The organism is Nostoc sp. CENA543 (genome assembly GCF_002896875.1).
Taxonomy (GTDB): domain Bacteria; phylum Cyanobacteriota; class Cyanobacteriia; order Cyanobacteriales; family Nostocaceae; genus Trichormus.
This window is the reverse complement of record NZ_CP023278.1, coordinates 405,583-430,826: the sequence shown is the minus strand read 5'-3', so window position 1 is coordinate 430,826 and position 25,244 is coordinate 405,583. Positions and strand designations below refer to the sequence as shown.

Annotated in this window: 17 protein-coding genes; 7 read left to right on the top strand and 10 right to left on the bottom strand. The window is 38.5% G+C overall.

Features of this window, described 5'->3' with window-relative positions; translation table 11 throughout:
* Positions 1-75 precede the first annotated feature (75 nt).
* The 4 genes from CLI64_RS01830 to CLI64_RS01815 all read right to left on the bottom strand — a co-directional run bounded on the left by CLI64_RS01830 (position 76) and on the right by CLI64_RS01815 (position 3,401).
* Positions 76-822, bottom strand: coding sequence for a sugar phosphate nucleotidyltransferase (locus CLI64_RS01830; RefSeq protein ID WP_103135632.1), 747 nt, complete (start codon positions 820-822; stop codon positions 76-78).
* Positions 823-834: 12 nt separating this feature from the next.
* Positions 835-1,767: an NAD(P)-dependent oxidoreductase gene (locus CLI64_RS01825; protein ID WP_103135631.1), complete on the bottom strand. Its 933-nt coding sequence runs from the start codon at positions 1,765-1,767 to the stop codon at positions 835-837.
* An 80-nt stretch (positions 1,768-1,847) separates the two neighbouring features.
* Positions 1,848-2,594, bottom strand: coding sequence for an ABC transporter ATP-binding protein (locus tag CLI64_RS01820; RefSeq protein ID WP_103135630.1), 747 nt, complete (start codon positions 2,592-2,594; stop codon positions 1,848-1,850).
* Positions 2,595-3,401 (bottom strand): ABC transporter permease, encoded by an 807-nt coding sequence (locus tag CLI64_RS01815; RefSeq protein ID WP_103135629.1) that lies wholly within the window; start codon positions 3,399-3,401, stop codon positions 2,595-2,597.
* Between the two features lie 806 nt (positions 3,402-4,207).
* On the opposite strand from CLI64_RS01815, the gene CLI64_RS01810 reads away from it, so the two are divergent.
* Positions 4,208-4,582 (top strand): hypothetical protein, encoded by a 375-nt coding sequence (locus CLI64_RS01810; protein ID WP_103135628.1) that lies wholly within the window; start codon positions 4,208-4,210, stop codon positions 4,580-4,582.
* Positions 4,583-4,941: 359 nt separating this feature from the next.
* Here CLI64_RS01810 and cobT read toward each other — a convergent pair whose 3' ends face one another.
* The gene (cobT, locus tag CLI64_RS01805; RefSeq protein WP_103135627.1) at positions 4,942-6,117 is read right to left on the bottom strand and encodes a nicotinate mononucleotide-dependent phosphoribosyltransferase CobT; all 1,176 of its coding nucleotides are present in this window, start codon (positions 6,115-6,117) and stop codon (positions 4,942-4,944) included.
* A gap of 233 nt (positions 6,118-6,350) precedes the next feature.
* Between cobT and CLI64_RS31440 the strand changes: the two genes are divergently transcribed.
* Together CLI64_RS31440 and CLI64_RS31860 are read left to right on the top strand one after the other, a co-directional pair.
* Positions 6,351-6,518, top strand: a complete 168-nt coding sequence (locus CLI64_RS31440) for an HNH endonuclease (protein WP_225977483.1) — start codon at positions 6,351-6,353, stop codon at positions 6,516-6,518.
* A gap of 90 nt (positions 6,519-6,608) precedes the next feature.
* Complete coding sequence (locus tag CLI64_RS31860; protein WP_264082485.1) at positions 6,609-6,734, top strand: hypothetical protein; 126 nt, start codon at positions 6,609-6,611, stop codon at positions 6,732-6,734.
* 104 nt (positions 6,735-6,838) lie between these two features.
* Here CLI64_RS31860 and CLI64_RS01795 read toward each other — a convergent pair whose 3' ends face one another.
* Positions 6,839-7,570, bottom strand: coding sequence for a DUF2232 domain-containing protein (locus CLI64_RS01795; RefSeq protein ID WP_103140547.1), 732 nt, complete (start codon positions 7,568-7,570; stop codon positions 6,839-6,841).
* A gap of 169 nt (positions 7,571-7,739) precedes the next feature.
* Positions 7,740-8,414, bottom strand: coding sequence for a Crp/Fnr family transcriptional regulator (locus tag CLI64_RS01790; protein ID WP_103135626.1), 675 nt, complete (start codon positions 8,412-8,414; stop codon positions 7,740-7,742).
* Positions 8,415-9,093: 679 nt separating this feature from the next.
* Between CLI64_RS01790 and CLI64_RS01785 the strand changes: the two genes are divergently transcribed.
* The 4 genes from CLI64_RS01785 to CLI64_RS01770 all read left to right on the top strand — a co-directional run bounded on the left by CLI64_RS01785 (position 9,094) and on the right by CLI64_RS01770 (position 21,069).
* Positions 9,094-13,164 carry a hypothetical protein gene (locus tag CLI64_RS01785; protein ID WP_103135625.1) on the top strand — a complete coding sequence of 1,357 codons (4,071 nt, stop codon included), beginning with the start codon at positions 9,094-9,096 and terminating at the stop codon, positions 13,162-13,164.
* Between the two features lie 256 nt (positions 13,165-13,420).
* The gene (locus CLI64_RS01780) at positions 13,421-13,930 is read left to right on the top strand and encodes a hypothetical protein (protein WP_103135624.1); all 510 of its coding nucleotides are present in this window, start codon (positions 13,421-13,423) and stop codon (positions 13,928-13,930) included.
* Between the two features lie 76 nt (positions 13,931-14,006).
* Positions 14,007-14,894 carry a hypothetical protein gene (locus CLI64_RS01775; protein WP_103135623.1) on the top strand — a complete coding sequence of 296 codons (888 nt, stop codon included), beginning with the start codon at positions 14,007-14,009 and terminating at the stop codon, positions 14,892-14,894.
* A 493-nt stretch (positions 14,895-15,387) separates the two neighbouring features.
* The gene (locus tag CLI64_RS01770; RefSeq protein WP_103135622.1) at positions 15,388-21,069 is read left to right on the top strand and encodes an ATP-binding sensor histidine kinase; all 5,682 of its coding nucleotides are present in this window, start codon (positions 15,388-15,390) and stop codon (positions 21,067-21,069) included.
* A 46-nt stretch (positions 21,070-21,115) separates the two neighbouring features.
* Here the strand turns inward: CLI64_RS01770 and CLI64_RS01765 are convergent, their stop codons facing one another.
* The 3 genes from CLI64_RS01765 to CLI64_RS01755 form a co-directional block, all read right to left on the bottom strand.
* Positions 21,116-22,483 (bottom strand): FAD-dependent oxidoreductase, encoded by a 1,368-nt coding sequence (locus CLI64_RS01765; RefSeq protein ID WP_103135621.1) that lies wholly within the window; start codon positions 22,481-22,483, stop codon positions 21,116-21,118.
* An 8-nt stretch (positions 22,484-22,491) separates the two neighbouring features.
* Positions 22,492-23,490: a terpene synthase gene (locus CLI64_RS01760; protein WP_103135620.1), complete on the bottom strand. Its 999-nt coding sequence runs from the start codon at positions 23,488-23,490 to the stop codon at positions 22,492-22,494.
* Between the two features lie 973 nt (positions 23,491-24,463).
* Positions 24,464-25,201, bottom strand: a complete 738-nt coding sequence (locus CLI64_RS01755; RefSeq protein ID WP_103135619.1) for a hypothetical protein — start codon at positions 25,199-25,201, stop codon at positions 24,464-24,466.
* Positions 25,202-25,244 lie beyond the last annotated feature (43 nt).

Sequence of the window (25,244 nt, the reverse complement as noted above, 5' to 3'; positions counted from 1 at the left end):
TTGAAAAACTGAGGTATAAAAAGCAAAAATGATCTGTGAAACTTATATTCTCATAGGTATATGGACAAAAAAATCTCAGTATGATAACTCAAATCTATCTAAGTTTTGGATAATAAATGATTCGGACTGCGGCAGAGATTCAGGAGTGCCTATATCCAAAAAAGCAGCTTCAGTAATAGCTACTTGTATAGATAACTTTTTGCTTAAAAATAAAGGGAAGACTTCATTTTCAAAACTCAAAGGTTGTCTATGTGGAAATTCTTTTAATAAAGAATTTTTGAATAGGTATACGCCCGTGCTGATTATCCCAGCACCAGGACGCTTTTCTGCAAAATTTTCTAGTTCACCTGATTGATTGTAAACTAAGGAACCATATCGTGAAGTATCTTTTACTGACAAGCCTAGAATTACACCACTAGTGTTCTTATCAGAAAGATGCTTAGTAAGTAAAGCCAAATTGGCAAAAACGAGAGAGTCGCCATTGACAACTAGCCAATTATTGGATGATTTTCCACTTTGTTGTATAGCATTTAAAAAACCCCCAGCAGTTCCTAGAGGGGTTGTTTCTCTACAACAAATAATCTGCACACCCTCAATGGGTTGTGTTTGGAAATGCTGTTCTATCACTTCTCCCAGATAGCCTGTAGAAATAATGAACTTTGTAATTCCTTGTGTTTGGAAGTAACGTACAACCCACTCAACAAAAGGCCTACCTGCAACTGATACCATCGGTTTAGGCACACCATTTAACAGATGCTTGATGCGTGTGCCGTAACCACCAGCTAAGATTATGCCTGTGATCCCGTTTGAGGAAAATGACATTTATTGACTCTACTAGACGTTAGAATATATGGTGTTGCGTAAGATTGTATAACCTTTTATCAATTCCTGAATACCTCGACTCAAAGACCAATCTGGTTCAAAACCAGTATTCAAAATTCTGGCGTTGGAAACTATGTAATCGCGCTTATCTGGATCTTCACCGATGGGAGCTTCTAGATATACAAAGTTGGGTAAATGTTTTTTAATTTCAGCACACAGTTCTAATTTGGATAAATTTGCATCTTCTAATCCAACATTGTAGGGTTTACCCTTCATGGTTTCAAAATTAGCAATGCCATGCAAAAATACTTTTGTCACATCACGAATGTGGATATAATTTCTCTTAAAATGTCCTTCAAATACTAGCACCGCTCGGTCATGGACAGCCCGATAAACAAAGTCATTGACTAACAAATCAACCCTCATACGGGGGGACATACCAAAGACAGTTGCTAATCTAAAAGTAATGCTATTTTCTCTTTCTAAAACAGCTTGCTCTGCTTCTACTTTCGTTATTCCGTATAAAGAAATTGGGCGTAGAGGTGTTTCTTCTGTACAAAACTTTCCTGGTTCACCAATGCCGTAACCACTATTTGTGACTGGCATGAGAATGCGCTGTTCCTTACTGGCTAACCTACACAACATTTTAACAGCATTGGAGTTAATTGTTTGAGTCCCGATCGCATCATTTTTACATAATGGCGCGCCTACTAATGCTGCTAAGGGAATAATGACATCAGCGTCTTTGAGCAGAAGTTTAATAGTATTTTCATCTCTGCAATCACCTCTGACGATTTGAAACCCGTCATATTGACAGCAATCAGCCAAGCTATTTTGGTGAAACATGAAATTATCTAGTACAGTCACCTCATAACCATGAGCTAATAAAGTTGGTGTCAATACTGACCCAATATAACCAGCACCTCCAGTAATTAATACTTTCATACTCACTCCTAGCTTACTCTGAGTGAGATTTTACAACTAAAAGAGCTTTTTAGTAAAAGTTGTTACTGAAAAATAAAAATTTAGGTGTTACCTTCTCTGACCGCTTGTAGATAATAATCTACAGTTTCTTCTGCATTACCTGCAAACTGTATTTGTCCCTTGTGCAACCAAATTGCTCGGTTACACGAATTTTTGATAAACTCTAAATCATGGGAAACTGCTAATACTGTGGCGTTTTCGTCCCAAAACTTATCGATTCTCTGCTTACACTTGTTTCTAAATTTTTCATCTCCTACAGATAAAACTTCGTCGAGAATCAAGATATCTGGTTGTACATCCGTAGCGATCGCAAATCCTAACCTAGCCACCATACCAGAAGATAAACCTTTAACTGGTACTAAAGCGTAATCCTCTAATTCTGCAAACTCTAATATCGAAGAGGCTCTTTGTTGAATTTCCGCCCTGGAAAAACCTAAGAGAACTCCATACAGGACAATATTATCCATTACAGAAATCTCAGCATCAAAACCAGCACCGAGTTCAATCAAAGGGGCAATTTGTCCCCTAACTCTGACTGTACCACTGGTTGGCTGTAAAATAGAACAAATCACTTTCAGCACTGTTGATTTACCTGAACCATTTGCGCCAATAATTCCTACTTTTTCACCTGAATTAACAACCAGATTGATCTGATCCAGAACTAATTTGCGTGCAGGCTTCCGGTACTTACCTTCAACCAGGGATAGAACTGTTTTTTTTAAATCATAGGAAAATTCTTCTTGCGTCCGCCGCCACAAAGATACTTGTTCTAATCGAATAAGTTCCATCTAGAGTAAATCCATAAACTGATGTCGCCACATATGAAAACAAGTCAATCCCAAGGTAAAAATTATGATGCCACTGAGTAAAGCCCCCCAAATTAAATTAAAATCTGGTAAATTCCCAGATAAAGTAATTTGACGTAGACTTTCAATGATTGGGGATAGTGGATTTAATCCTAAAAACGGTTTGACTTGGGGTGGTACAATGGCCGCTGGGTAAAATACAGGACTGCTAACCCACAGTACGAATACGACTAACTCATAGAAGTAAGGTAAATCTCTAAAAAACACATAAAGCGCACTAACTAAGAACCCCACCCCTGCACACACTAGGTTTAGGCACAGCAATGGGAATAGCAATGCTAACACATTGAATATATTTTTAGAATTGATGAGTGCGATCACCGCCAATAAGGGAAATGCTCCCACGGCAAACTGAAAAATATTGGCTACTACCATTGAGACGGGGAAGACGCTCACAGGTAGACGAATTTTATTTAGTAATGCCCCATTATTGACAACACTGGATAAAGCTTGGGATGTGGAGGATGAAAAGAAGTTAATCACCACTAAGCCAGTAAAGGCGGCTAGCACGTAGTTGACGATGGAATTGCCGTAATAAGATGCGAATGTCGCACCAAAAATTGCACTGTACAGTGCTGTCATAATCAAGGGGTTCAATAGTGACCAATACACGCCTAATAAAGAACCTCTGTAACGCACTTTGAGATTCCGCATGACCAAGACTTGCAGCAACTCCCAGTAGCGGCGCACTTGTAGCCAATTTAAACTCTTTTGAATTGAAAGCGTCATTCGCACTCCACTACCACACAGCACACATCAGTCATTCGGGCATTTTATCCTATTAGCGAGTCTATTGTTACATGAGACTAGGACTTAAACTATATTTTCCCCATCATGACTGAGCGTCAGCCAGGTTCATCCAGTCTTGTCTCGTAGCTACCATAGATTACCAAATTATTACATCCCGCCAGACTCGTTTCTTTGTCGGTTAGTTCCTAACATTATTTGTCAGGAAATATTAATTTCTTTATAACCACACAACTCTAGAAAAGTCAACTAAAAAGACCTACGTACCTCACAGCAAGTCTTGAGCAACTATCAGACTATATCAACTTGTGGTCTCGCGATCGCCAAGACCTAACAACAATTGCCAGACTTTTGTCAATTGTTCAGTCTGCATCTAATGCAGACTGAACAATTAAATTTCATTTATTAATCAACTATTTTAGAGATGGGATACAAAGCTAATGATGTCTCATTCATATCAGAAACCAAAATTGATGATGTTGGTTTCTCGATGAAGCTAATCAGCATTTAAATTGCATAACAGCAGAGCTGAAGCCCTTACTACAGAGGAATTACGCTGAAAAAATTAATGACGATAAGCCGATTATCGCTTCACTGTAGCCAGAAAGTTAATTAATCTCAATATAAAAATGAGCATTAAATGAGAAAAATGTTGAGTGATATATAGAAATGATTAACTGTGTATCCCATTCCCAAGGAAAATGTGAATAATTAAATAATTCATAAGTATGTTTAACATTGCCAGTAAATTGAATAACATATAGAAAATGTGCAGACGAGGGTATTAAATGGAGCCATTACAACAACAAATCCTAACTGTAAGTCATAAACTGGATGCCCTCTACCAGTTTATTGAGCAACTTGACACAAAAGTAGCACAAGCTATTTCAGAATGTTCTGTAGCCAAAACAAAAGCCAACGAAAGTTTTCAGGAAAATCGAGAGATTAGCTATTCTCAGTTCAAAGGACAATTCAGCATCAATTCAGAATTAGAACACAAGGATGTATTAATAGATGGCATTTATTTAGATACAAGCAGCCAAAGTGGAGAAAAGAGCTTATCACCAGAAATTCAAATACAGAGACTTACAGCCCAACTGACAGCAGCCTACAATCGGATTGCGGCTTTAGAAGAACAATTACTGAGAGAAAGAATACATTAAGTTTGGATAGTTAAATTTACTCCGATGAAAATTTGCCGGAAGTTATGAGTCCGGTATTTTGTTGTTATGGCAAAGTGATGCGGAGTAATGAGTGGTGAGTGGTGAGTAATGAGTAGTGATAGTGATAGTGTTTATTGCGGGACTTACGTAAAAATAACTTAACTTCGTCATTACGAGCGATAGCGAAGTAATTCCCTTGATGCTGGGATTGCTTCCCTACACTTCGTTCCGATCGCAATGACATTATCGGCGTTGCGTAAGTCCTGTATTGATGAAGATGCACTTGATTCTGCTATGTAGGGATGTTTTACACAACGTCTCTACATCATTTATTGTGGTCTAACTTCTCTAACTGACGCTCAAATAATTTGGCTGAGTTTTTTAATTTGGGTTTCAATCGCTAGTAAAAGTTCTGATTGTTGCCAATTGTGACTGAGACTAGCGGCGATACAAGCAGCACCTGCACCCACGCCTTCCTTTACAAATCCCTGTTCATAGGCTCGGAGTTGAGGATAAGCTGAATGAGCAAAACTCAGCTGAGTAGCAAGTAAAGGAGGTGTAGGGCTACTAGGATACTGGCTATTTTTACCTAAACTGAGAGCGAGATTCACTGTATCACCTGTGGGATCTTCTGCTACCCAGCGAGTTGTTCCCACAACTACTGCTGCTGGCTGCCAAAATAAATTGTAAGTTTCAGCGATCGCACTCATGAGAGCATAAACCGCTAGCATTTGCGTTCCACCTGCTAACATCACACCACAACGGCGACTAGCTGCGATCGCCATTCCCGCTACTACTACTTGCATAGGATCACCCACCGCCGCAACTAGTTCCAAAGGATCAACAGCAGAGTTAGAAAACTGGGGAGACAAGGAAGTTTTTTCCACCTTGTCCCCCTGATTTTTTTGGCGCATCTTCTCCAAACCTTGCTGCACCACTTGCCATTTTTGTTCATGGTTACAAACTGGGTGGCTACTGTTAACTTTGCCAATCGCATCTATACCCAAACCAGTCAAAATTGCTAAAGCTGTGGTTGTTCCACCTACAACACATTCACTCAAAATTAGATAACTTTCGCGTGTTTGAGTGGCGAGGCGATCGCCCCAAAGTAACCCTTGCTGCAATAATTTATGTACAGTCGTTAAATCCATTGCTGCACCTGTACTTAAACACTGAGCCGGACAACCACCTAAATCAATTGCTGGTAAAGATAAACTTTGGATTAATCCGGCATTAAATAAATATAATGGTATATTTAATGACTCTAAAACAGCACGAGAAATCAGCACAGGTGAAGCTCCAGCCGTCAGAGGAGGGAGAGAGTGTTGGGGTTTGTGATTTGCACCGTAGTATAAAAACTCAGCATCAGCACAAGCAGTATATTTCCGATCCTCTGGAGTTAAACCAGCTGCGGATATTCCTGGGATTAAAGCAGTTTCTGTAAAACCTAGAACACAGGTAAACAAAGGTAAACGACTACGATATTTTTCTAGCCACGCTTCGCCCTGTTCTTTTTCGGTATAAATGTTAATCATAAACTTTAAGAGTAAAGTTTAACTATAGAACAAGTTAAATCAGTGCAAAATTTACAAACTGCAAAGTATACAGTAGAAATTTCTGTGAAAAACTAATTTAATCTCAGTGGTTAACAATAATTAGTAGTAATTAAAATGAGACTTATAGTTTTCAGGATAAAATGACAAAATGATTTTATTAGTTTCAGATTTCAGTACAATTATTAGCTCATGATCGACAAAGAGCTAAGTTTTTGTGCGAATACTGTCACGCACCAGAACAGTGGCAATATGTGTCCTTCACTGTAGACCATATAATTCCTCTTACCAAAGGTGGTGCGAATTCAATAGATAATTTAGCTTTAGCCTGTTTTCATTGCAATCGCCAAAAATCAGATAAAATTAAAGCCTTTGATGAATAATCTTCATCAGAATTACCTTTATTTAACCCACGCATTGATAGTTGGTAAGAACACTTTATTTGGTCAACTGATGCACTCTTGATTATCGGTATGACACCAACAGGGCGCGCCACAATTGCAGAATTAGCATTTAACCGAGCCAGAAGAATTAATATTCGTTGTGCTGATCAAGAAATTGACAGACATCCACCACCAGATGATCCAATTCAAAGTTGAAAATTTAGAACAGTTCATACTATTTTTTCAGTAGCTTTTAAGATTGAACAGTATAAAGAGTTAACAACGGGTATGAATTCCAGACCATACACCTAATGACTGTTTTAATAATCCATCAAGACTTGCACCCAATGTGGTGGACGAGGGATGGGATTGCCTAATCTATCTAACAATAACCAAGCGGCTAAATGTACTACAAATAAGTAAATGAAGTTATGGACAATAAATAAAGCCACTGCACCTACTTGAATGAACAACGCATTGGGACTAGATAACAATCCAAATAGCGAAAATATCCAATCTGTTAATCTAGTGACTTGATTAATGGTGTAAACCCAAAGGTCTTCTCCTGACAAGATAGACAGCAACCACAACTGGAAAAAGTTTCCCAAAGTTGCTAATAATGTCCCCAAAGTGATAGAAACTAGCCAAGGAACACGACGATACCAAGTAGCCCCAAGTAGCACACCCATAAAGGCAAAGGGCATAACAAATAATAAACTGCGAACTGGCCCCATGAGTACCGACAAAAGTAACCCAGAGGTAACAGCAGCAATCCATGCAGCCCGTTTACCCCACCGGAGATAAACTAAAGCAATGGGGACAGGGAAAAATATCCGTAACACTGGCCCCAAAGGAAAGTAAAAATTAATAAACCAAATCAAACTAGCCGTACTAGCTAAAAACGCTGTTTCTACCATTCTTAACGGCGCATCAACCTTTAATTGTGGTTGTTTTAACTCTGCTGGATGATCTGACCACTTCTGGGTTGAAGATTGAGAATCGGAAGCGGAATTTTCCTCTGGTTCAGAAGGTAGGGAATTTAAAATACTCATGGGAATTGGGGACTGGGGACTGGGGACTGGGAATTGGGGATTAGGAATTGGGGATTGGGCAATTGCATGAGTGAATTTTGGATTGAAATTCAATTTAAAATCCAAAATCTAAAATCTAAAATTTTTCCCCTAAACCCTTACAGCATAGCTCTGTAAACTTTAACCTAGATTAAACGATTCTTTTTTCTAAAGCCGACAAATCGGGAATACAGATATTGTCTTGATCTCGCTTGATCAAGCCTTTTTTTTCCAATCTTGTCAATACTCTAGTGACAGTCTCCCGTGCTAGTCCACTCAAACTGCTGAGTTCTCTATGGGGTAAATTAGGGATTTCTGTTCCGGTTTGTCCTTGTTTACCTTGACCATCTGCCAAAAATAATAATGTATCTGCTACTCGTGACTGACTATCGGATTCTCGCAACCGTAGACGACGATTTACTTGGCGTAATCGTCGCGCCATCAATTGTGATAGACGAATTCCCGCTAAAGGTTCTGTATGGAGTAATTTAACAAAATCTTGGGCTGGCATACTGCCAATTACTGTAGGTGTCAGAGTAATAACATCTGTAGAACGGGGTACTTCGTCTAAAGCCGCCATTTCACCGAACAATTCCCCTTTACCAATAATATTTAGTGTTACTTCTTTCCCTTCCAAATTATATGTACGAATTTTTACCCAACCTTCAAATATAAAATATACAGAACCTCCCCAGTCATTTTCTAGTAGGATGACTTGATTAGCTGGGTGGGTGCGCGTTACGAGATGGTTAAGAGCTATTTCTACAGAGGTTTCTGGTAAACCTTGAAAAAAGGGAGCTGAGTTTATCCAGGGATTGTCTTCCATTACGACATTATTCAAGCGGCTAAAGGGAAACTAAACGCTATATCTAGCCTAAGCGATCGCTTTACACTTCATTTTAAAAGAGAACTCAGTATGTGGCAAAAGCAAGTATATTAGAGGATTTTTACACAACCTATGGTATTCGAGGTTGTTAATTTTTGCGAATTGCGAATTGCGAATTGCGAATTGCGAATTGGGGATTGGGGATTGGGGATTGGAAAGTAGACAAGGTAGAATTTATTTCCCAACTCAGCATCGGCTAAACAGCGCGCTACCACTAACAGCACCGGCTAAACGCCGCGCTACCGCTAACAGCACCGGCTAAACGCCGCGCTACCGCTAACAGCACGGGCTAAACGCCCCGCTTCCGCTAACAGCACTCATTACTCAGCACTCAACATGGCGATTTGAATTTTTTTGTGTTTTTATACTATGAAGTCCTTCAAACTGTAATATCGCCTAGTAAACTACCTCATATTAGCAGTTTCAAAATATTTTGATGTTCTGAGACTGGCACTAGCTCTAAATCATTGCCCAATGGCGATTAACTCCGGTGGGGCGGAGTTTATCATCCCCGGCAAATTGACACAACGCTACTATTTTCAGTTATCCATTTCAAAAATTGATTGTAAATTAATTTACACACCCAGTTAACCTAAAATTTTAGCTAAGGTAATTTAAAGTGACTTCCCGCAAAGATGAACTTCAAAAACTAATTGCAGATATTGACAACTTGCTTAACAGCAGTGGTAAACGCTTACCTAAGCTTTTGTCTAGTCAAGCGCAAGAGCCAAAGGAAGTTTTAGAAAGAACCCGCGATTTTTTAATCCAGTTACAAGCATCAGAAATATCCGAGAATTCTGAACATAATCCCACTAGTGCAGTTTCTTTGCGATCGCCTTTGTTAGAAAAGTTTATCGACCAAGGGCAAAATCCCCCCACCACACCCACTCCCGATGTTCAAGAATACACTCACACCCTAGTTGCACAGCTGCAAAATGATTTGTCCGCCTGTATCCAACCCTTACAAGGAGAAGTGACAGCCCTATTGCAAGAACGGGCGATTTTGGCGCAAGAAATTCGACAGTTAGAGCAGAAGCGATTACACAATTACTCTCTCAGCCAACAACTGGCAAATCAAGAACAAATTATTAGTGAATTTTTACAAGTTTTAATGAGTCGCCTTGTCCCTGCTTTAACACCCAAAATGATTGAAGCGACGACAAATCACTCTAGTGATCCGCAAAATTATCAAAATAGTCTAGAAATTCAGCCCAACCAGCATCAAAGCCTGTGGGAAGCCCCAGAGCAAACACAACGCCTCACACAGCTAGCCCAGGAATTGGATCAACGTTTATTATCTTTAGATGGGACTGTAAATGTTGTTTTTGATGCCCTACAGCGCAATATTAATACTTATCATGATTCTTTATCACAAGCATTGACGAGAATGCACAGTACAGGTTTACAAGGTGAACAATTACTAGTAAACCTCTTAAATAATTTGACACAACATATACAACAAAATCTAGCAAATTTCTCTGTAAATACTCCTAAATTAGAAACTCAACCTCTGACTACGCCGATATTATCAACTACTACAGCTACTACTAATTTATCGCAGTCAGATAATACTGATATATTTGATACATTAACAATAGAAGAGTCACAGCCAGTGGCAACAGCATCAGTGTTTAACGTTCTAGACGAGTCTGAAACGCCGGAATTTGAAGCATTGATGACAAATGAACTAGATGAGATGCTTTTGCAATTGGGTATTGATGAATCTATTTCTACTGACAATTTGACTACACCAGATATCTTGTCTCCAGAAAGTGGGCAATCAACAGATGATGAGGTTGATCTAATTTACGCCAGCTTGTTTGGCATGGACAATTTCACTGCCATTCTGGAATTGACTTCTGAGTCAGTCATAGCAGATTTATCAGAGGAAGATGCCGCTAATAGTGTATCTGTAGCACCGCAAAATGTACTGGCAGAGGTTGATACAGCCGCAATGATGCCGGATGCTTGGTTTGATCAATCAGATACAGATTTTTTGGATCAGCCTGACTCCCCAGAAATCACAGATGCGTCACTAGAGACTATAGACTCTCTACCCTGGGAAGAATCGCCACTCCAGTTAGAGGAGGAAGCAGACGACTCACAACCAATGGGATTGGAAACTCTGTTTGCAGATACTGCACCAGCCCAGAGTGTTGATGATGATTTAGCTTTGCCAGAACTACAACCGGCTACTGAAGATACGATTACATCTTTAACTGATTTATTTGGGGATGTAAATATTACAGAAGCGTTGGCAGTGCAGCCATTAGAAGTCACTACCGCCCATACCACACCGCCAATATCACAACCAATTACAGAACCTTTAGCTGTCAACCCTGCGGTAATGGATGAGCCATCTGTGGTTGAGGAGAAAGTTGAGTCAAAACCATTACCATTAACGCCAAAACCATCAGAATCATTACCAGAACAATTTATTCCCGCTTCACCCCAGGAAAATTTACTCTCGCCGGAAGTCAATTCTTTAGCCAATCTCCCAGAAATTTCCCTGAATGAAGAACAATGGCTGAAACTACATCAAGATTTAGCCAAACTAGAAGCATCCAGTCCCCAGTCTCCAGTCATTGGCTTGGAAAGTGCCGAGTTTTGGGCAAAGGATCGGCAACAATTAGAGCAAGAAGCAAAAGAAAATACACCAAGTTTCGATGTTACCCCATCACGGCCGATTGCTTCACCCCAAACAGCATCCGCCTTTGACTTTAGCCCTGCTGAAAAAAAAAAGGAAGCCACAACTACAGATTACGAGAGTTCTGTAATCACTCCTGACACTCCCGTTGATCATAGAGAAACTGCACCAGCAACTTTAGACTCAGTTTGGTATTTGGGCATTGATTTAGGAACAACGGGGATTTCTGCAACTTTATTAAACCGTTCTACAGGCGTTGTTTATCCGATTTGTTGGTCAGCAGAACAGCAACCAGGAACTAATACCTTTCAGCAATCGTTCCGTTTACCCGCAGAGGTGTATTTGCCGAATGCTTCTGCACCACCAGTACAGAGTCATGGAGAAAATCAAGGATCACATCTGAAAAATCATCTGTACTCAGCACAGTTAAAACCTTATTTACAGGTTGCAATTCCCTACAAAAATGACCAGCAAAAATGGCAACCTGTACTGCAATTCAATGAATTTTCGGCAGGGCCGTTAATTTGGGTAGTGCGATCGCTCTCGAAGTTACTTTTGACTCTCAAAGCCGACCGCGACAGTACCACCCAAGGATTAATTGCGACGGCCGTGGGTTTGGATGATAGTAACTTTCATCAGATTGTCAGTCAAGTTGCTGGCGTAATTTGTAACTGTCCTTCTACATGGTCTGAACAATATCGCTTTAATGTGCGGGAAGCTTTACTGACAAGTAGACTCGTGCAGCACCCACAGCAAGTATTTTTTATAGAAGAAGCGATCGCTAGTCTGCTCAGTGTCCTGAATGGGGCTAACGGTGAGACGGTACAATTTAGCACCTACGAAGGTTTGACCCCAGTACAAAGCCACGATGGGGCGATGATGGGCAATACCTTGGTGATAAATATCGGTGCAACTGCTACGGAAATGGGGCTAGTGGATGTCCCAGAGAATATACAGCCACTCACCCATAATGATTTTATGGTGCATGGTTTTGCCTATGCAGGCAAAGGCATAGAACAAGACATTATCTGTCAATTGTTATTACCGACCAAATACCGCCAATCTCGCTGGCAAAATCCAGAAGATAGCCAGCAAACTCATCATTCTCCTTCACAATGGCAATCAGCCTTTCCCAATTTAGATGGCGTAGAGTGGCAAAGTTTGAATTTAGATGATTTAGAATTACCCCGTGTAGGCGAACCTGACATTCAAGCCAGAATTTTGTTGCAGCAACGCTTAGAAAGTTCTCTACTCGGTCAAGCTGTCTTAGATGCAGCCTTAGCTTTAAAGCTGATTTTGCAACGTCAAGAATCCTTTAGTTTTGAATTAGCTGATCAAAAGTGGACTTTACAGCGTCGAGATTTAGAAACTCAAGTCTTTGTTCCCTTTGTGCGACGGTTAAATCGGGAATTGAATAAGCTATTGGTAGCCCGTGGTATTCCCACAGAAGCAATTAATCAAGCAATTTTGACTGGGGGAGTAGCAAATTTAGCCGTGGTTAATCGTTGGTTGCGTCAGAAACTTCCCAACGCCAGGATTATTCAGGACGCATACCTTGGTGAAAATGGCATTCCCAACTGTAGCCGTGTGGCCTATGGTTTAGCTTTATTACCACTACATCCCCAAGTTTTAGAAGAATCTCGCCATCAGTATACAGATTACTTCCTGTTTACAGAATTGCTGCGACTGCTGCCCAACCGAACTTTGATGTTTGGGGAAGTTCTGCAACTATTTGAAGCGCGCGGTATTAATACCAGCACTTGTCAGCAGAGACTTTTGGCATTTTTAGAAGGGGAAATTCCACCAGGATTAATTCCTCTAAATCCTGAATCAACTTGGTTAACACAACAATCGCAAACTAATTCTGATTATCAGGCGATCGCTACCACACCTCTATTTACCAAACAAGGAAATCTCGGCTATCGTCCCGACTTCACCCAACTGCAAACTTTCCATCGCTATCTGGATGCTGTTAAAGCCAGCACTCAGCAGTCTTGGGATGAGCCGTATACTCTTAACTTCTCGGTAGTGAGAGGGATATGAGGATGTAGGGGTGTAGGGGTATAGGGGTGTGAGGGTGTAGGGGGAAAAACTAGCACCCAACCTAACGCAAGGGTTAGAAACTTTGCTCTTTAGTGCAACCGTGTTGGGTGGGGATTGAAACCCACCCTTCAACCCTTACACCCCTACACCCTTACACCCCTAAGCCAAATACTTATCAAAAGGTAAAGTTTCTGGGTAGAAACTGGCAGCAGCACAGATAATTGCCTCAAAGCTCAACTATTAGGAGAAGCTAGAGATGATTTTTACTCGTGCGCGTAGGGTCTTAGCTGCTGTGTTGCTGTCAGTGTTATTACTGACTACAGGTTGTACTGCCAAAGCACCAGGTCGCTTTGATCAAGTACAACAAGAAAGCAGTCGTCAAAAAAGTGGTCAGGCGGTTGCGAAAAATGCAACTCAAGGGAGTGAGTTCAATAAATTTTTCCCCAGTGAGGAAGCTGATTATCAACGAGTCTACACTCAAGAGAAAAAGGGTTTTGCTGAAGCTAAATTAAAGAAAGCTGGTAAAGACGTAGCGGTGTTATCGATTTCGGATACTAGCAGTACACCAGGCGCAGCCGCGAAGTTTTCTAATAGTACGAAAAATATCGCTGGTTATCCGGCTGTGGAAGTAGGTAATACCCAAACTGCGGTGTTAGTGGGTAAATATCAGGTAAAAGTATTATCGCGTTCCCCATCATTTAAAGCTAGCGATCGCGCTGATTGGATTGCCAAATTTAATCTAGATGGACTAGCCAAACTTAAATAGTCTGTATTCACACTCAAGAACAGAGTGGAAAATACTTTGTCATCAAGAATAATCAAATCTAAATTAGGAGATTTTTGTGAGCAAACCAATTTTTGAGTTGGTTGATCAATTACCAACCAGTGGATTGACGATTTCCATGTTAAATGCTTTAGATTTTGTCGCTCCTGGTGAGTGGCAAAATACAGTCGGCTTTGTCAATACTATTAAGACTGTTACTGGGGAAACTGATGAGAGCTTAATTCAGCAAATTGGCGAACGAGCAATCTATCTTTACAATGATCGCTCCCAAGGATATCAAACAGCAATGTGGCTTTATCAAACGGTTGACAATACAGATAAGGCTTTAGGTGCAGCAGCTTTAGCTAATAAAGTTGGTGAGAGCATTCCACTTTTAGGTTTTCTCAACTCAATTACTCCCAAACCAGATAAGGCTCAAGTCATCGATTTATCTTTGAAATTAGTAGCGGAATTAGTCGCTTTTTGTCAAATTAATGGCATTCCTGGTGATAGTATCGGTGATTTTGTCGCTTCTTTAGGAGAATACAGTGGCGAATCCCTAATTCGTATGGTGGCTTTAGTCTGCGTTGATGGTTTGATACCCTTGGGGCCAGACTTTATTAATAAAGCTTTATCTGGATTAAGTCAAACCAACCCCAATGAGTTAGATAAAAATTCTACTTTCCAAGGAATTAAAGATTTAATTCCTGGTAATAATGTTGGCAGTAAACTCGATTTTATTGGTAACAGCTTAGATTCAGTCAAAGGTTGGATGGGTGGCATTGTCGCTGCCAATAATTTAAGTCCCCAAAAAGTTGCGGGTAATTTGCAAAGTTTTATTCAATTTTCTGATGACAAGTTAGATTATCTAGCAGCATTTTTAGATGTATCTACCAATTACTACGAACACACAGGTACTCAAACCCTAGCACGCCGTTTAATTGAACGTGCAGTGGCAGAGATTTAACAGTTTACACATATTTAGCTCCCCCTAAAGTCTCCTTTTTAAGGGGACTTTAATTTTGTTTTTTGTTCCCCCTTTTTTAAGGGTGCCTAAACACCAATTCAGTAATCTTGAAAGAACCTCTCCCCCTACCCCTCTCCTAAGATGAGAGGGGAGTTTGGCTCCCCCTTCCCTCGCAGGGAAGTTAGGTTTTTGATTACTGAATCGATGCTCTAGTAGGGATCAAATTATATGCAGCTTCATAAATAATTGGTATGAATTGCATATTTCAGTGCTATTACTTATAAAATATCTAGATATGAAAATATTAATTCAGTGGAATTTAGAATTGATTTTTATTGGGAAATAAGCATTAATTAAGTGGTAATACTGAAGCAAAAATTATTCATTTTTTTTATTTTTTAAATATATTTTTTGTTAAAGAATATTTGGATAATAATAAATTTGAGGGAATAATAAAATTAAATCGATCAATAAAAATATAAAAATCCCTGCAATGATAGCCTTATCAAATACTTTTTTTCCTCTATCTGGATATCAGATCATAGAACAAGTTTATGTTGGCAGCAAAACCCTGGTTTATCGAGCTATTAGAGAAAAAGACCGAAAACCTGTGATCATTAAATTGATGCGGAATGAATACCCTACGTTTAATGAAATTGCTCAATTCCGTAATCAGTACACCATTACCAAAAATCTAGATATTGCAGGGATAGTTAAACCTCTGTGTTTAGAAAACTATCGTAACGGCTATGCTCTAGTTATGGAGGACTTTAACAGTACCTCATTAAGTGACTGGGTAAAACAGTATAAAATCATACAAGAATATCGATTAACCATCACGGAGTTTTTACCGATAGCAATAGCCATAGTGTCTATTTTGGCAGAATTACATCGCGATCGCATCATCCATAAAGACATCAAACCTGCCAATATCCTCATCAACCCCAACACCCAAGAAATTAAACTAATTGATTTTAGTATCGCCACTCTATTACCCAGAGAAATTCAAAATATTACCAATCCCAATGTCTTAGAAGGAACATTAGCTTACATCTCCCCTGAACAAACAGGAAGAATGAACCGAGGTATTGATTACCGTAGTGATTTCTATTCTTTGGGCGTGACATTTTTTGAACTTCTCAATGGACACTTACCATTTACCAACCAAGATCCAATGGAGTTGGTGTACTCCCACATTGCCAAAGAACCACCGCTTTTGAGTATTAACGAAGAGATCCCCCAGGTAATTTGTGATATTGTCGCCAAATTGATGGCGAAAAACGCCGAAGACCGTTATCAAAGTGCCTATGGACTTAAATATGACCTAGAAATTTGTCATCACCAATGGCAACAAAATGGCGAAATTGCTCCCTTTGAATTAGCGCAAAAAGATATTTCTGACCGATTCCTCATCCCAGAAAAACTTTATGGTCGTCAACAAGAAGTTGCTACCTTACTTGCAGCTTTTGAACGTGTCACTAAGGGCGCGACAGAGATGATTTTAGTCGCAGGATTTTCTGGTATCGGTAAAACAGCAGTTGTTAATGAAATTCACAAACCCATTGTCCGGCAACAAAGTTACTTCATTAAAGGCAAGTTCGATCAATTTCAACGGGATATTCCCCTATCAGGATTAGTACAAGCTTTTCGTGATTTAATTGGGCAAATACTATTAGAAAATGATGCCCAAATTCAGCAATTGCGGACTAAAATTCTGTCAGCTTTAGGCGAACAAGCTCAAGTAATTATTGATGTCATTCCTGAACTAGAAAAAATTATTGGTAAACAGCCATCAGTGTCAGAACTCTCTGGGATGGCTATTCAAAACCGCTTTAATCTCTTATTCCAAAGATTTATTCAAGTATTTAATACTAAGTCCCATCCCTTAGTAATTTTCTTAGATGACTTGCAATGGGCAGATACAGCTTCATTAAAATTTATTCAATTCCTGATGAGTCAAAGTCATGGAATACAAGAAAATTCTACTTCATCCCATCCAGAAATTAAGGAAAATGTTTGGACACCCATCTTTGATGGAGAACCTTGGTTAGTCGATACAACAGACACCGATGATCAAGCCGCAGGTAGTTTACTCTTAATCGGTGCATACCGTCACAATGAAGTTAGTCCAACTCATCCGCTTGCTTTAACAATCCAAGAAATCTCTAAAACAGGAACTAAAATCAACTCCATAGACCTATTGCCTTTAAATCAAAGTCATTTAAATCTTCTCATTGCTGATACTCTACATTGTGAAGAAGCAATAGCTATTCCCTTGACTCAAATGGTGTTTGCTAAAACTAAAGGTAATCCTTTCTTTGCTACCCAGTTTTTAAAATTTTTACATCAAGATAACATAGTTAAATTTAACTTTGAGTTGAGATATTGGCAGTACGACATTAATAAAATACAGGAATTAGCTCTTACAGATGATGTCGTACAATTCATGGCAATGCAGATAGAAAAATTGCCAAAAATGACGCAAAATGTTTTAAAATTGGCAGCTTGTATTGGTAATGAATTTGACTTGAAAACATTAGCAATTATTCGCGAGAAATCGGTAGTAGATACTGCATCTGATATCTGGCATTCATTACATGAGGGCATCATCTTAGCACAAACAGACGTTTATAAATTATTTCAAGATAGTAATGATTTTTCTATAGATAAGAGTGCAAAGAATAATGTAAAAAATTGTAATTTTCCCATACCTAAGTATAAATTTATTCATGACCGAGTCCAACAGGCTGCTTATAGCTTAATTCCAGAAACAGAAAGAAAAGAAATTCATTTAAAGATTGGCACATTATTGTTAAATAATATTCCCATTCAAGAACGAGAAGCTAATATTTTTCAGCTAGTGAATCAGTTCAATATATCTGTGGAATTAATCACAGATCATACTCAGCGCGATGAACTAGCCGCCATGAATTTACTTGCTGGACGGAAAGCTTTAACTTCCACAGCTTATACAGCAGCAGTTAAATATTTAAAGACCGGAATTGAACTGCTTACAGACGACAAATGGGAAACAAAATATGAACTGACTCTAGCATTATACGAGACAGCAGCAGAGGCAGCCTACTTGGCTGGTGATTTTGACCAGATGGAAACATTGGTTCAGATAGTTTTGTTAAATGCCAAAACCTTGCTAGAAAAAGTCAAAGTTTATGAAATTAAAATTCAAGCCTATGGAGCGCAGAATAAAGCTATAGAGGCTGTAAATACTGGATTAGTATTTTTACAATCGCTGGGAGTGGAATTTCCTGAAAATCCCACTGAGCTTGATATTCAGCAGGAAATGCAACAAATAAATTCAAATCTGGCTAATCGGAGTATTAAAACTTTAATTGATTTGCCAGAAATGGTTGCAGAAAGACCACTAGCGGTCATGCGTTTATTATCAAACATCATTGTTTTTGCTTATCAATCTAATCCTAATTTATTTATATTAATTGCGCTCAAGCAAATTCATTTATCACTCAAATATGGCAATAATTTGTTATCTGCTTTTGCATATGTTGTGTATGGTTTAATCCTGTGTGGTTCTGTAGATAATATTGAAGATGGCTATCAGTTTGGCAAACTTGCTACAGAATTAACAGATAAATTCCAAACACAAGCAGTTACAGCGAAAATTTGTCACTCATTCAATGCCCATATTAGACATTGGAAAGAGCATATTAGAGAAAGCATAAACTCATTTTTAGATGCTTATTTATCAGGCATAGAAACTGGAGATTTGGAATTTGCTAGTTACGCTATTAATGCTTATTCCTACTTCCTGTTTTTTAAAGGTGCAGAATTAAGTAGCCTACTCCCCGAATTAGAGAAACATAGCAATTCAATTCATCAAATTAAACAAGAAAGAGTATTTTACTGGAACGAGATTTATCGGCAAACAGTATTAAATCTATTAGGTAATACGGAACAAATTTGTAGATTAGTTGGCGATGCTTATGATGAAGATAACAATCTCTCTATCCATCTTAAATCTAATGATGGGATTGCAATTTTACACTTGCATTTATGCAAAACTATAATATGTTATTTGTTTGGTGAATACAATAATGCTTTGGCATATACAAATTATGCCAAGCAGTATTTATATGGTGGCATAGGAATGTTGATAACTCCGCAACTATATTTCTATGATTCACTGACTCGTTTAGCAATCTATTCAGTTAGTCCAGAAAATGAAAAAGAACAAATTTTTCAATATGTAATCGCCAACCAAGAAAAAATGCAGCATTGGGCGCGTCATGCACCCATGAATTATTTGCATAAGTATTATCTTGTAGAAGCAGAAAAGTATCGTGTGTCCAAGCAATATCTAGAAGCGATAGATTATTATGATCGTGCCATTGCTTTAGCTCACCAAAATGAGTACATTCAAGAAGAAGCATTAGCTAATGAGCTAGCAGCTAATTTTTATCTAGAATGGGGTAAACAAAAAATAGCCCAAACCTATCTAACAGATGCTTACTATAACTACAGTCGCTGGGGAGCCAAAGCTAAAGTTGATGATTTGGCAAAACGCTATCCGCAATTACTTGCCCCTGTTATTCATCAGGAAAAACTTAGTCTTCAAATAAGTGATAAAATCACCAGTGGAAAAATTACATTCTCTATTCATCAAAGTATCTCCAATAAAATCGAGCAACAGACTGCTATTGCTTCTAAAACTAGCACCTCCCAATTTCTAGATTTGGCATCTGTCATTAAAGCTTCACAAGCTCTCTCTGGCGAGATAGAGATAGAGAAACTACTGGCTATATTAATGCAAGTAGTTATGGAAAATGCTGGAGCTTCTAAATCTGCATTAATTTTAAGCGAAGAGAATACATCGGCGTTAACAGTTACCACAATTAGCCACAGTGCAAATTTGACTTCTATCTCTACATCTTTTCCCTCAACTAATTTAGAATCCAGTAACGATGTACCTGTAACCTTGATTAACTACGTCAAAAGAAACAGAGATATTTTAGTGGTTGATAATGTTAAAAATGTAGCTTTTCTCGCAGGCGATCGCTACATTACAGAGCAGCGTCCTAAGAGTATATTGTGTATTCCAATTATCAATCAAGGTAAATTTCTGGGTATTTTGTACTTAGAAAACAATTTATTGACAGAAGCCTTTACCTGCGATCGCGTGGAAGTTCTCAAGCTCCTCACTACCCAAGCAGCAATTTCTATAGAAAATGCCATACTTTACAATAATTTGGCGCAGGCTCATCAAAGTTTAGAGGAATATAGCCACAGCTTAGAAGCCAAGGTAGAAGCCAGAACACAGGAACTACATAATCAAAATCAACGCTTACAACAAACCCTACAAGAATTGCAGCGTACACAAACTCAACTAATTCAAAGTGAAAAAATGTCTTCGTTGGGTCAAATGATTGCAGGTATTGCCCATGAAATTAATAATCCCATAAACTTTATTCACGGCAACATTACCCATACTCGTGAATATGTACAAGATTTGCTGGACTTATTATTTTTATATCAACAAGAATTGCCTAATATTTCATCTGCTGTAACAGCTAAAGCCGCAGAAATCGACCTAGATTTTATAGCAGAAGACCTACCAAAAACTCTGGAATCAATGATGGTAGGAAGTGCGAGAATTCGTCAGATCGTATTGGGTCTACGTAACTTTTCTCGTCTAGATGAATCAGACATGAAGCCTGTAGATATCCATGAAGGTCTTGATAATACACTCATGATTTTGCAGCATCGACTCCAAGAAAAACGAGATTTACCTGCAATTATTATTAATAAACAATACGCCAAACTACCGCCAGTCAACTGTTATGCTGGTCAACTTAATCAGGTGTTTATGAATATTCTGAATAATGCGATTGATGCTTTAGAAGGCTTAACCATCAACAGTACCCAACTACTAACACAACCAGAAATTCGCATTTGTACAGAGTTAACCGACTCAAATACTGTAAGAATTACCATTGCTGATAATGGTTTGGGGATGACAGAGCAGGTACGGGAAAAAATCTTTGATCCCTTTTTCACTACTAAACCTGTAGGCAGTGGTACAGGCTTGGGATTATCTATTAGTTATCAAATTGTTGTGGAAAAACATAAAGGTCAATTAATCTGTAATTCCACTCCAGGAGTCGGCACTGAGTTGCTCATTGAAATTCCACTACTCAAGTAAAAAACCTCAAGTAGTAGAAATTAGCCTTTACTAGTGAAGATAGGTTTTAATGTCTGGCTAGTTGATTGGAAGCTGTAGAAAGCTCTTGTTTTTGTAACATCTTCCCTATACTAGATGCCTGTGGTGGGAAGAAGCGTTGCACGATATCAGCAGCATACTCAATACCGTAGGGTACACTTACCCCAGCAGTTAACTCATTGGCAAAGTATGTATTTTGACAACCTTGCAACATATCTAATCGCTCATAAATTCCTTCACGAAGGTTCTGAGGTGAAAAATGAGCAAACCACTTCCAGATGAGAGGTTTAGTTAAAAATTCGACTTGACTACCTCCCAATCTTTTCACCAAATCAAGCACACTATTTTCCAGTTCCTCTACAGTTGTTGTCTCATCCATAAATGGATAGAAACTGTAAATCTTGCTGCCAGGATCAACTTCATACATTGCCAATGGATAACTAGCTGGCAAAGGCTGCTGAGAAGTATTTCTGACACAGTAAAAAATGTTGCTAGGTAAACCCTCTACTTTGCAGGTAATAACTGCTCGCTTAATTGTGCGAACTTGAGAAAAAATATCTCTTTCTTCAGGTGAAGCATCAGCGAGGCTCAGAAACTCCTCTACAGGAGCAGTCCAAATTAAATGATCAAATTCCCACTGCTGGGAGGTGGTTTCTACAAGAATTGTTTGAGAACGAGTCACGCGCGTAATAGTCTGTCCCAAACGGACATCATGATTTGCCGCAATTCGATTCCACAATTCTTGATTGCCTTCTTGCAACTGAGGCATATTGAGCAGCAATTTCTTTGGTAAATCGCATCGGTTGAGCAATGCCAGTAGTTTGATTACATAAGCAGTTGCTACGTCTTCCTCTATATGGCCAAACTGTGCAGCATTAGCAATGGGAATTAATGCTTCTCGAATAAAACCTAAATCGTTATTAGCAAACCATTGCGGTGAAAATTCGCTCATCTCTCGGTAAGCAGTGTTAATATACCCAGGATCATCGTACCGAGTATATTTCTTTAACTTTCCGAAAAATTTCACTACCTGTTTGATTCGACTGACTACAGAATATTGCGACTGAACTAAAAACGGACTGGAAATTTTGCCACTGCTTAAGTCAAACACTTGCACTGGGGGCATTATATGCTGGCTGGCAGAAATACCGTACCGCTTTTTGTACTTTTTATAGAGAGGACTGGGTAATACCCAGACGGTTCCACCTTCATAAATGCCCCGTGTTTGCTTTGTTCTATGTGCATATGGAATGGAATATGTCTTACCGCCTGCACGATTTTTCGCATCAATGAGAGTAATGTGCTGATATCCTAAATCGCGCAATTCCTCAGCAGCAGTTAACCCAGCACAAGCTGCACCTACAATACCAATACGTACTGAATGATTAATTTCCATTGTAATTCTTAATGAGAAGTTGAGTATTGTAGTTCTGGTAAGGCAAATACCTCTGCTGTTTCTGCTGTTTTGTAGCGTTTAGAGAGAGAATACCAGTTAAGATGACCCCCAATCCAACTATGTAGTCCCGATATATATTTGGCTAATTCAGCATCTGCGCTAGTGCTGAAGGTGGGGATAGCAGCTTCTATATCTAACATATTTCTAATTTCTTCATCGTGCATTTTTGCTGCACGTTGAAAAGCTTCGTTTAATGATAACCCTTGTTGATAGTGCAATACTAATACTAAATTATGGACATCATTACTAGCCATTTCTTTTGGTGCTGAAAAGATATCATTACACCAACAGACAATATTGTTAGTCATGTCCTTTAATCGCTTGAGTTTTTCGTATTCTTTTAAAATTTTGGGAATTGTTAAATGATTGGTAAATTCTATTAATTCAAATAAAGGCTCCATTGCTCCTGTTGATCTACGAAGTTGAATATATGTATCGATGTCAGGTACATTCTTTTGCGAGCGATTGATTGCCTCTTGCATACATCCATGTAAGTAGTCTTCTACACTATGGACAAAGTAATGAAAATTAGCCGCCCATTCTCTTTGAAACATTCTTTGTCTTAAATCTGCTAAGGCATGAGAACGCAGGGAATCTTCACTTGTGAGTTCTGCCCCATTTAATACTTCGATAAATCTCTGATGTAATCTTTCCATGACTTCTGGCTGGGTTGATAAGTGGGAAATATCACACTCATCATCCCAAGTCATCATCCAACTTAACCAATCATTGGCAATCTGGAGTTCTGCAAGCGGGCAATTTGGATAACAACTAGCTATTAATAAATAGAATTTAGCTTTAGAAAACCGTTTAAATGCCGAATCATCTGCAATCAGATTGAAACGCAGCACCCAATCAAAAACGGTTGCTTCTAATACTTCTACATGAGGATTAAATTGATGCTGAAAGGGGGAATATAGGTTTGGGATAGTGATATTGTTCTGCATGGTGATTCCTTTATTGGTAATAAAGATATGGAGAAAAAGTAGATTTTGACAGCTAAAAATAGGCAGCAATATAAAAGCCTGCCATGCGATCAAAACAGCCTTAATTTGCTATTTAATAACAGAATAATTGTGACAAAGATATTCCTAAATACAAAATAAATCTACCTATATCTGACGCACTATACTGATAAATTACAGGGTCAAAAATTGAGAATTTATCTTGATTTAAGGTTTATGCTTTGGTATTACCGGAACTATGATCAAAAACGATAGATAGCCAATAAATGTCTACTTACTTATGCCAAATTTCACTAGTGTTAAAAGAACTGTTATTTCCATACTTAAGTATTTTTTTATATTTTTCAATAAAACATAACTGTACTTATATCTAATTACAAAGAAATTTGGAGTTTTATTGATACAATGTCATATATATTACTTGGTTAATACTTAAAAATTTTTGGCACAAGTAAGTTTTTTTACATAAAAATTACAATATATCCATATAACTAAGTAAAGTTTTAAGCTTGTTTAAAACAAATTAGGTAAATATCTACGTATCTTTACAAGACTTATCGATTGTGAAAAGTAGTTACTTCAGTATTTATGCTGTTTTGTCATGAAAATTTGACATAGCGATTTTAATAAAAATTGTCAAATAACTGCATCCGATTGTTCAAAGTCCTGCCATTACGCAAATTTTTCTGTTGCATATCATACAAATATCAGGCAAGTAGCTATCTAAAAATAATGTAATAAATCACACAAGTATCTAAAGACGAATTTAAATCTACGGATATTCATCCTGAATATAGATGACAAATTTTCAAGATTTATGTAAAAGACAGTAAGATTACTTAATTATCTTGTTAATCAAGAGTTATACCAAATTGGAATAGCTTGGTTAGTACCGTTTTGAGCTTCTGAAATAGCCTATGAATGTCAGCTTTCAATCTAAAATCCAAAATTGGTATTAGGGTTTAGTAGGGGCTTGCTGGATAGGTAAGTTTAAATTTTCTGCGATCGCATCGAGATATGGTTGAAAGGCTGCAAAATGTTCCAACTTGGTAAATTTACCGGTATCTGGAGCAAAGGAAGTAGAGATTATATATAGTTGTGTGCCATCGTAAGTAACATGGCTGATGTACTGTTCTTTCACATCACCAGCTGATGTGAGTTCGACAAAACCATAACGCACACCAGGAAGTTTTCCGATTTTTACTGGCTGTGGGGGGTAGGTAGAGACATTCTGACGGTTTTTCGCCAAGCTGGTGTAGAAATCTGCTACCCAGGCTTGCAGGGCGGTGGTGAGTTTAGTTTGATATTCGGGATTTTGAAACTCTGTTGGTGAACCCAGAGGAATACCTGCGGCGGTTAAATGTTGTTGAAATTCTGAGTTATTTTTGACTGGTTCAACTTGAATTTCTACTGTACCAACGGGTTTGCCTTGGTCAGAAATACATAGTAACGTAGCTTTATCGGGACAAGGTACAACACTCCAACCATTGGGGACAGTGGTTTTACTTAAGAGTTTTTGCCAAATATTTTCTGTCTTAACGGTAGGTTTGACTGGTGCAGTGCTTGTAGATTTGACAGTTGGCGTGGGTGTGGTGGGTTTCTTGTCAGTAAACTGAGGTAAAAAGAATCTAGCTCCTATGGGGATGAAAATTAATAAGATAATAGCGATTAGTAGATGATAAACACGTAGCATTGCTTCTAAACCTCTATTGGCAGACTGTCACTCTCATGTATTT

What these genes read in the sequence shown, in the direction of transcription:
- CLI64_RS01830 (WP_103135632.1), bottom strand. Translation starts at nt 822, where the DNA reads ATGTCATTTTCCTCAAACGGGATCACAGGCATAATCTTAGCTGGTGGT.
- CLI64_RS01825 (WP_103135631.1), bottom strand. Translation starts at nt 1,767, where the DNA reads ATGAAAGTATTAATTACTGGAGGTGCTGGTTATATTGGGTCAGTATTG.
- CLI64_RS01820 (WP_103135630.1), bottom strand. Translation starts at nt 2,594, where the DNA reads ATGGAACTTATTCGATTAGAACAAGTATCTTTGTGGCGGCGGACGCAA.
- CLI64_RS01815 (WP_103135629.1), bottom strand. Translation starts at nt 3,401, where the DNA reads ATGACGCTTTCAATTCAAAAGAGTTTAAATTGGCTACAAGTGCGCCGC.
- CLI64_RS01810 (WP_103135628.1), top strand. Translation starts at nt 4,208, where the DNA reads ATGGAGCCATTACAACAACAAATCCTAACTGTAAGTCATAAACTGGAT.
- cobT (WP_103135627.1), bottom strand. Translation starts at nt 6,117, where the DNA reads ATGATTAACATTTATACCGAAAAAGAACAGGGCGAAGCGTGGCTAGAA.
- CLI64_RS31860 (WP_264082485.1), top strand. Translation starts at nt 6,609, where the DNA reads ATGACACCAACAGGGCGCGCCACAATTGCAGAATTAGCATTTAACCGA.
- CLI64_RS01795 (WP_103140547.1), bottom strand. Translation starts at nt 7,570, where the DNA reads ATGAGTATTTTAAATTCCCTACCTTCTGAACCAGAGGAAAATTCCGCT.
- CLI64_RS01790 (WP_103135626.1), bottom strand. Translation starts at nt 8,414, where the DNA reads ATGGAAGACAATCCCTGGATAAACTCAGCTCCCTTTTTTCAAGGTTTA.
- CLI64_RS01780 (WP_103135624.1), top strand. Translation starts at nt 13,421, where the DNA reads ATGATTTTTACTCGTGCGCGTAGGGTCTTAGCTGCTGTGTTGCTGTCA.
- CLI64_RS01770 (WP_103135622.1), top strand. Translation starts at nt 15,388, where the DNA reads ATGATAGCCTTATCAAATACTTTTTTTCCTCTATCTGGATATCAGATC.
- CLI64_RS01765 (WP_103135621.1), bottom strand. Translation starts at nt 22,483, where the DNA reads ATGGAAATTAATCATTCAGTACGTATTGGTATTGTAGGTGCAGCTTGT.
- CLI64_RS01760 (WP_103135620.1), bottom strand. Translation starts at nt 23,490, where the DNA reads ATGCAGAACAATATCACTATCCCAAACCTATATTCCCCCTTTCAGCAT.
- CLI64_RS01755 (WP_103135619.1), bottom strand. Translation starts at nt 25,201, where the DNA reads ATGCTACGTGTTTATCATCTACTAATCGCTATTATCTTATTAATTTTC.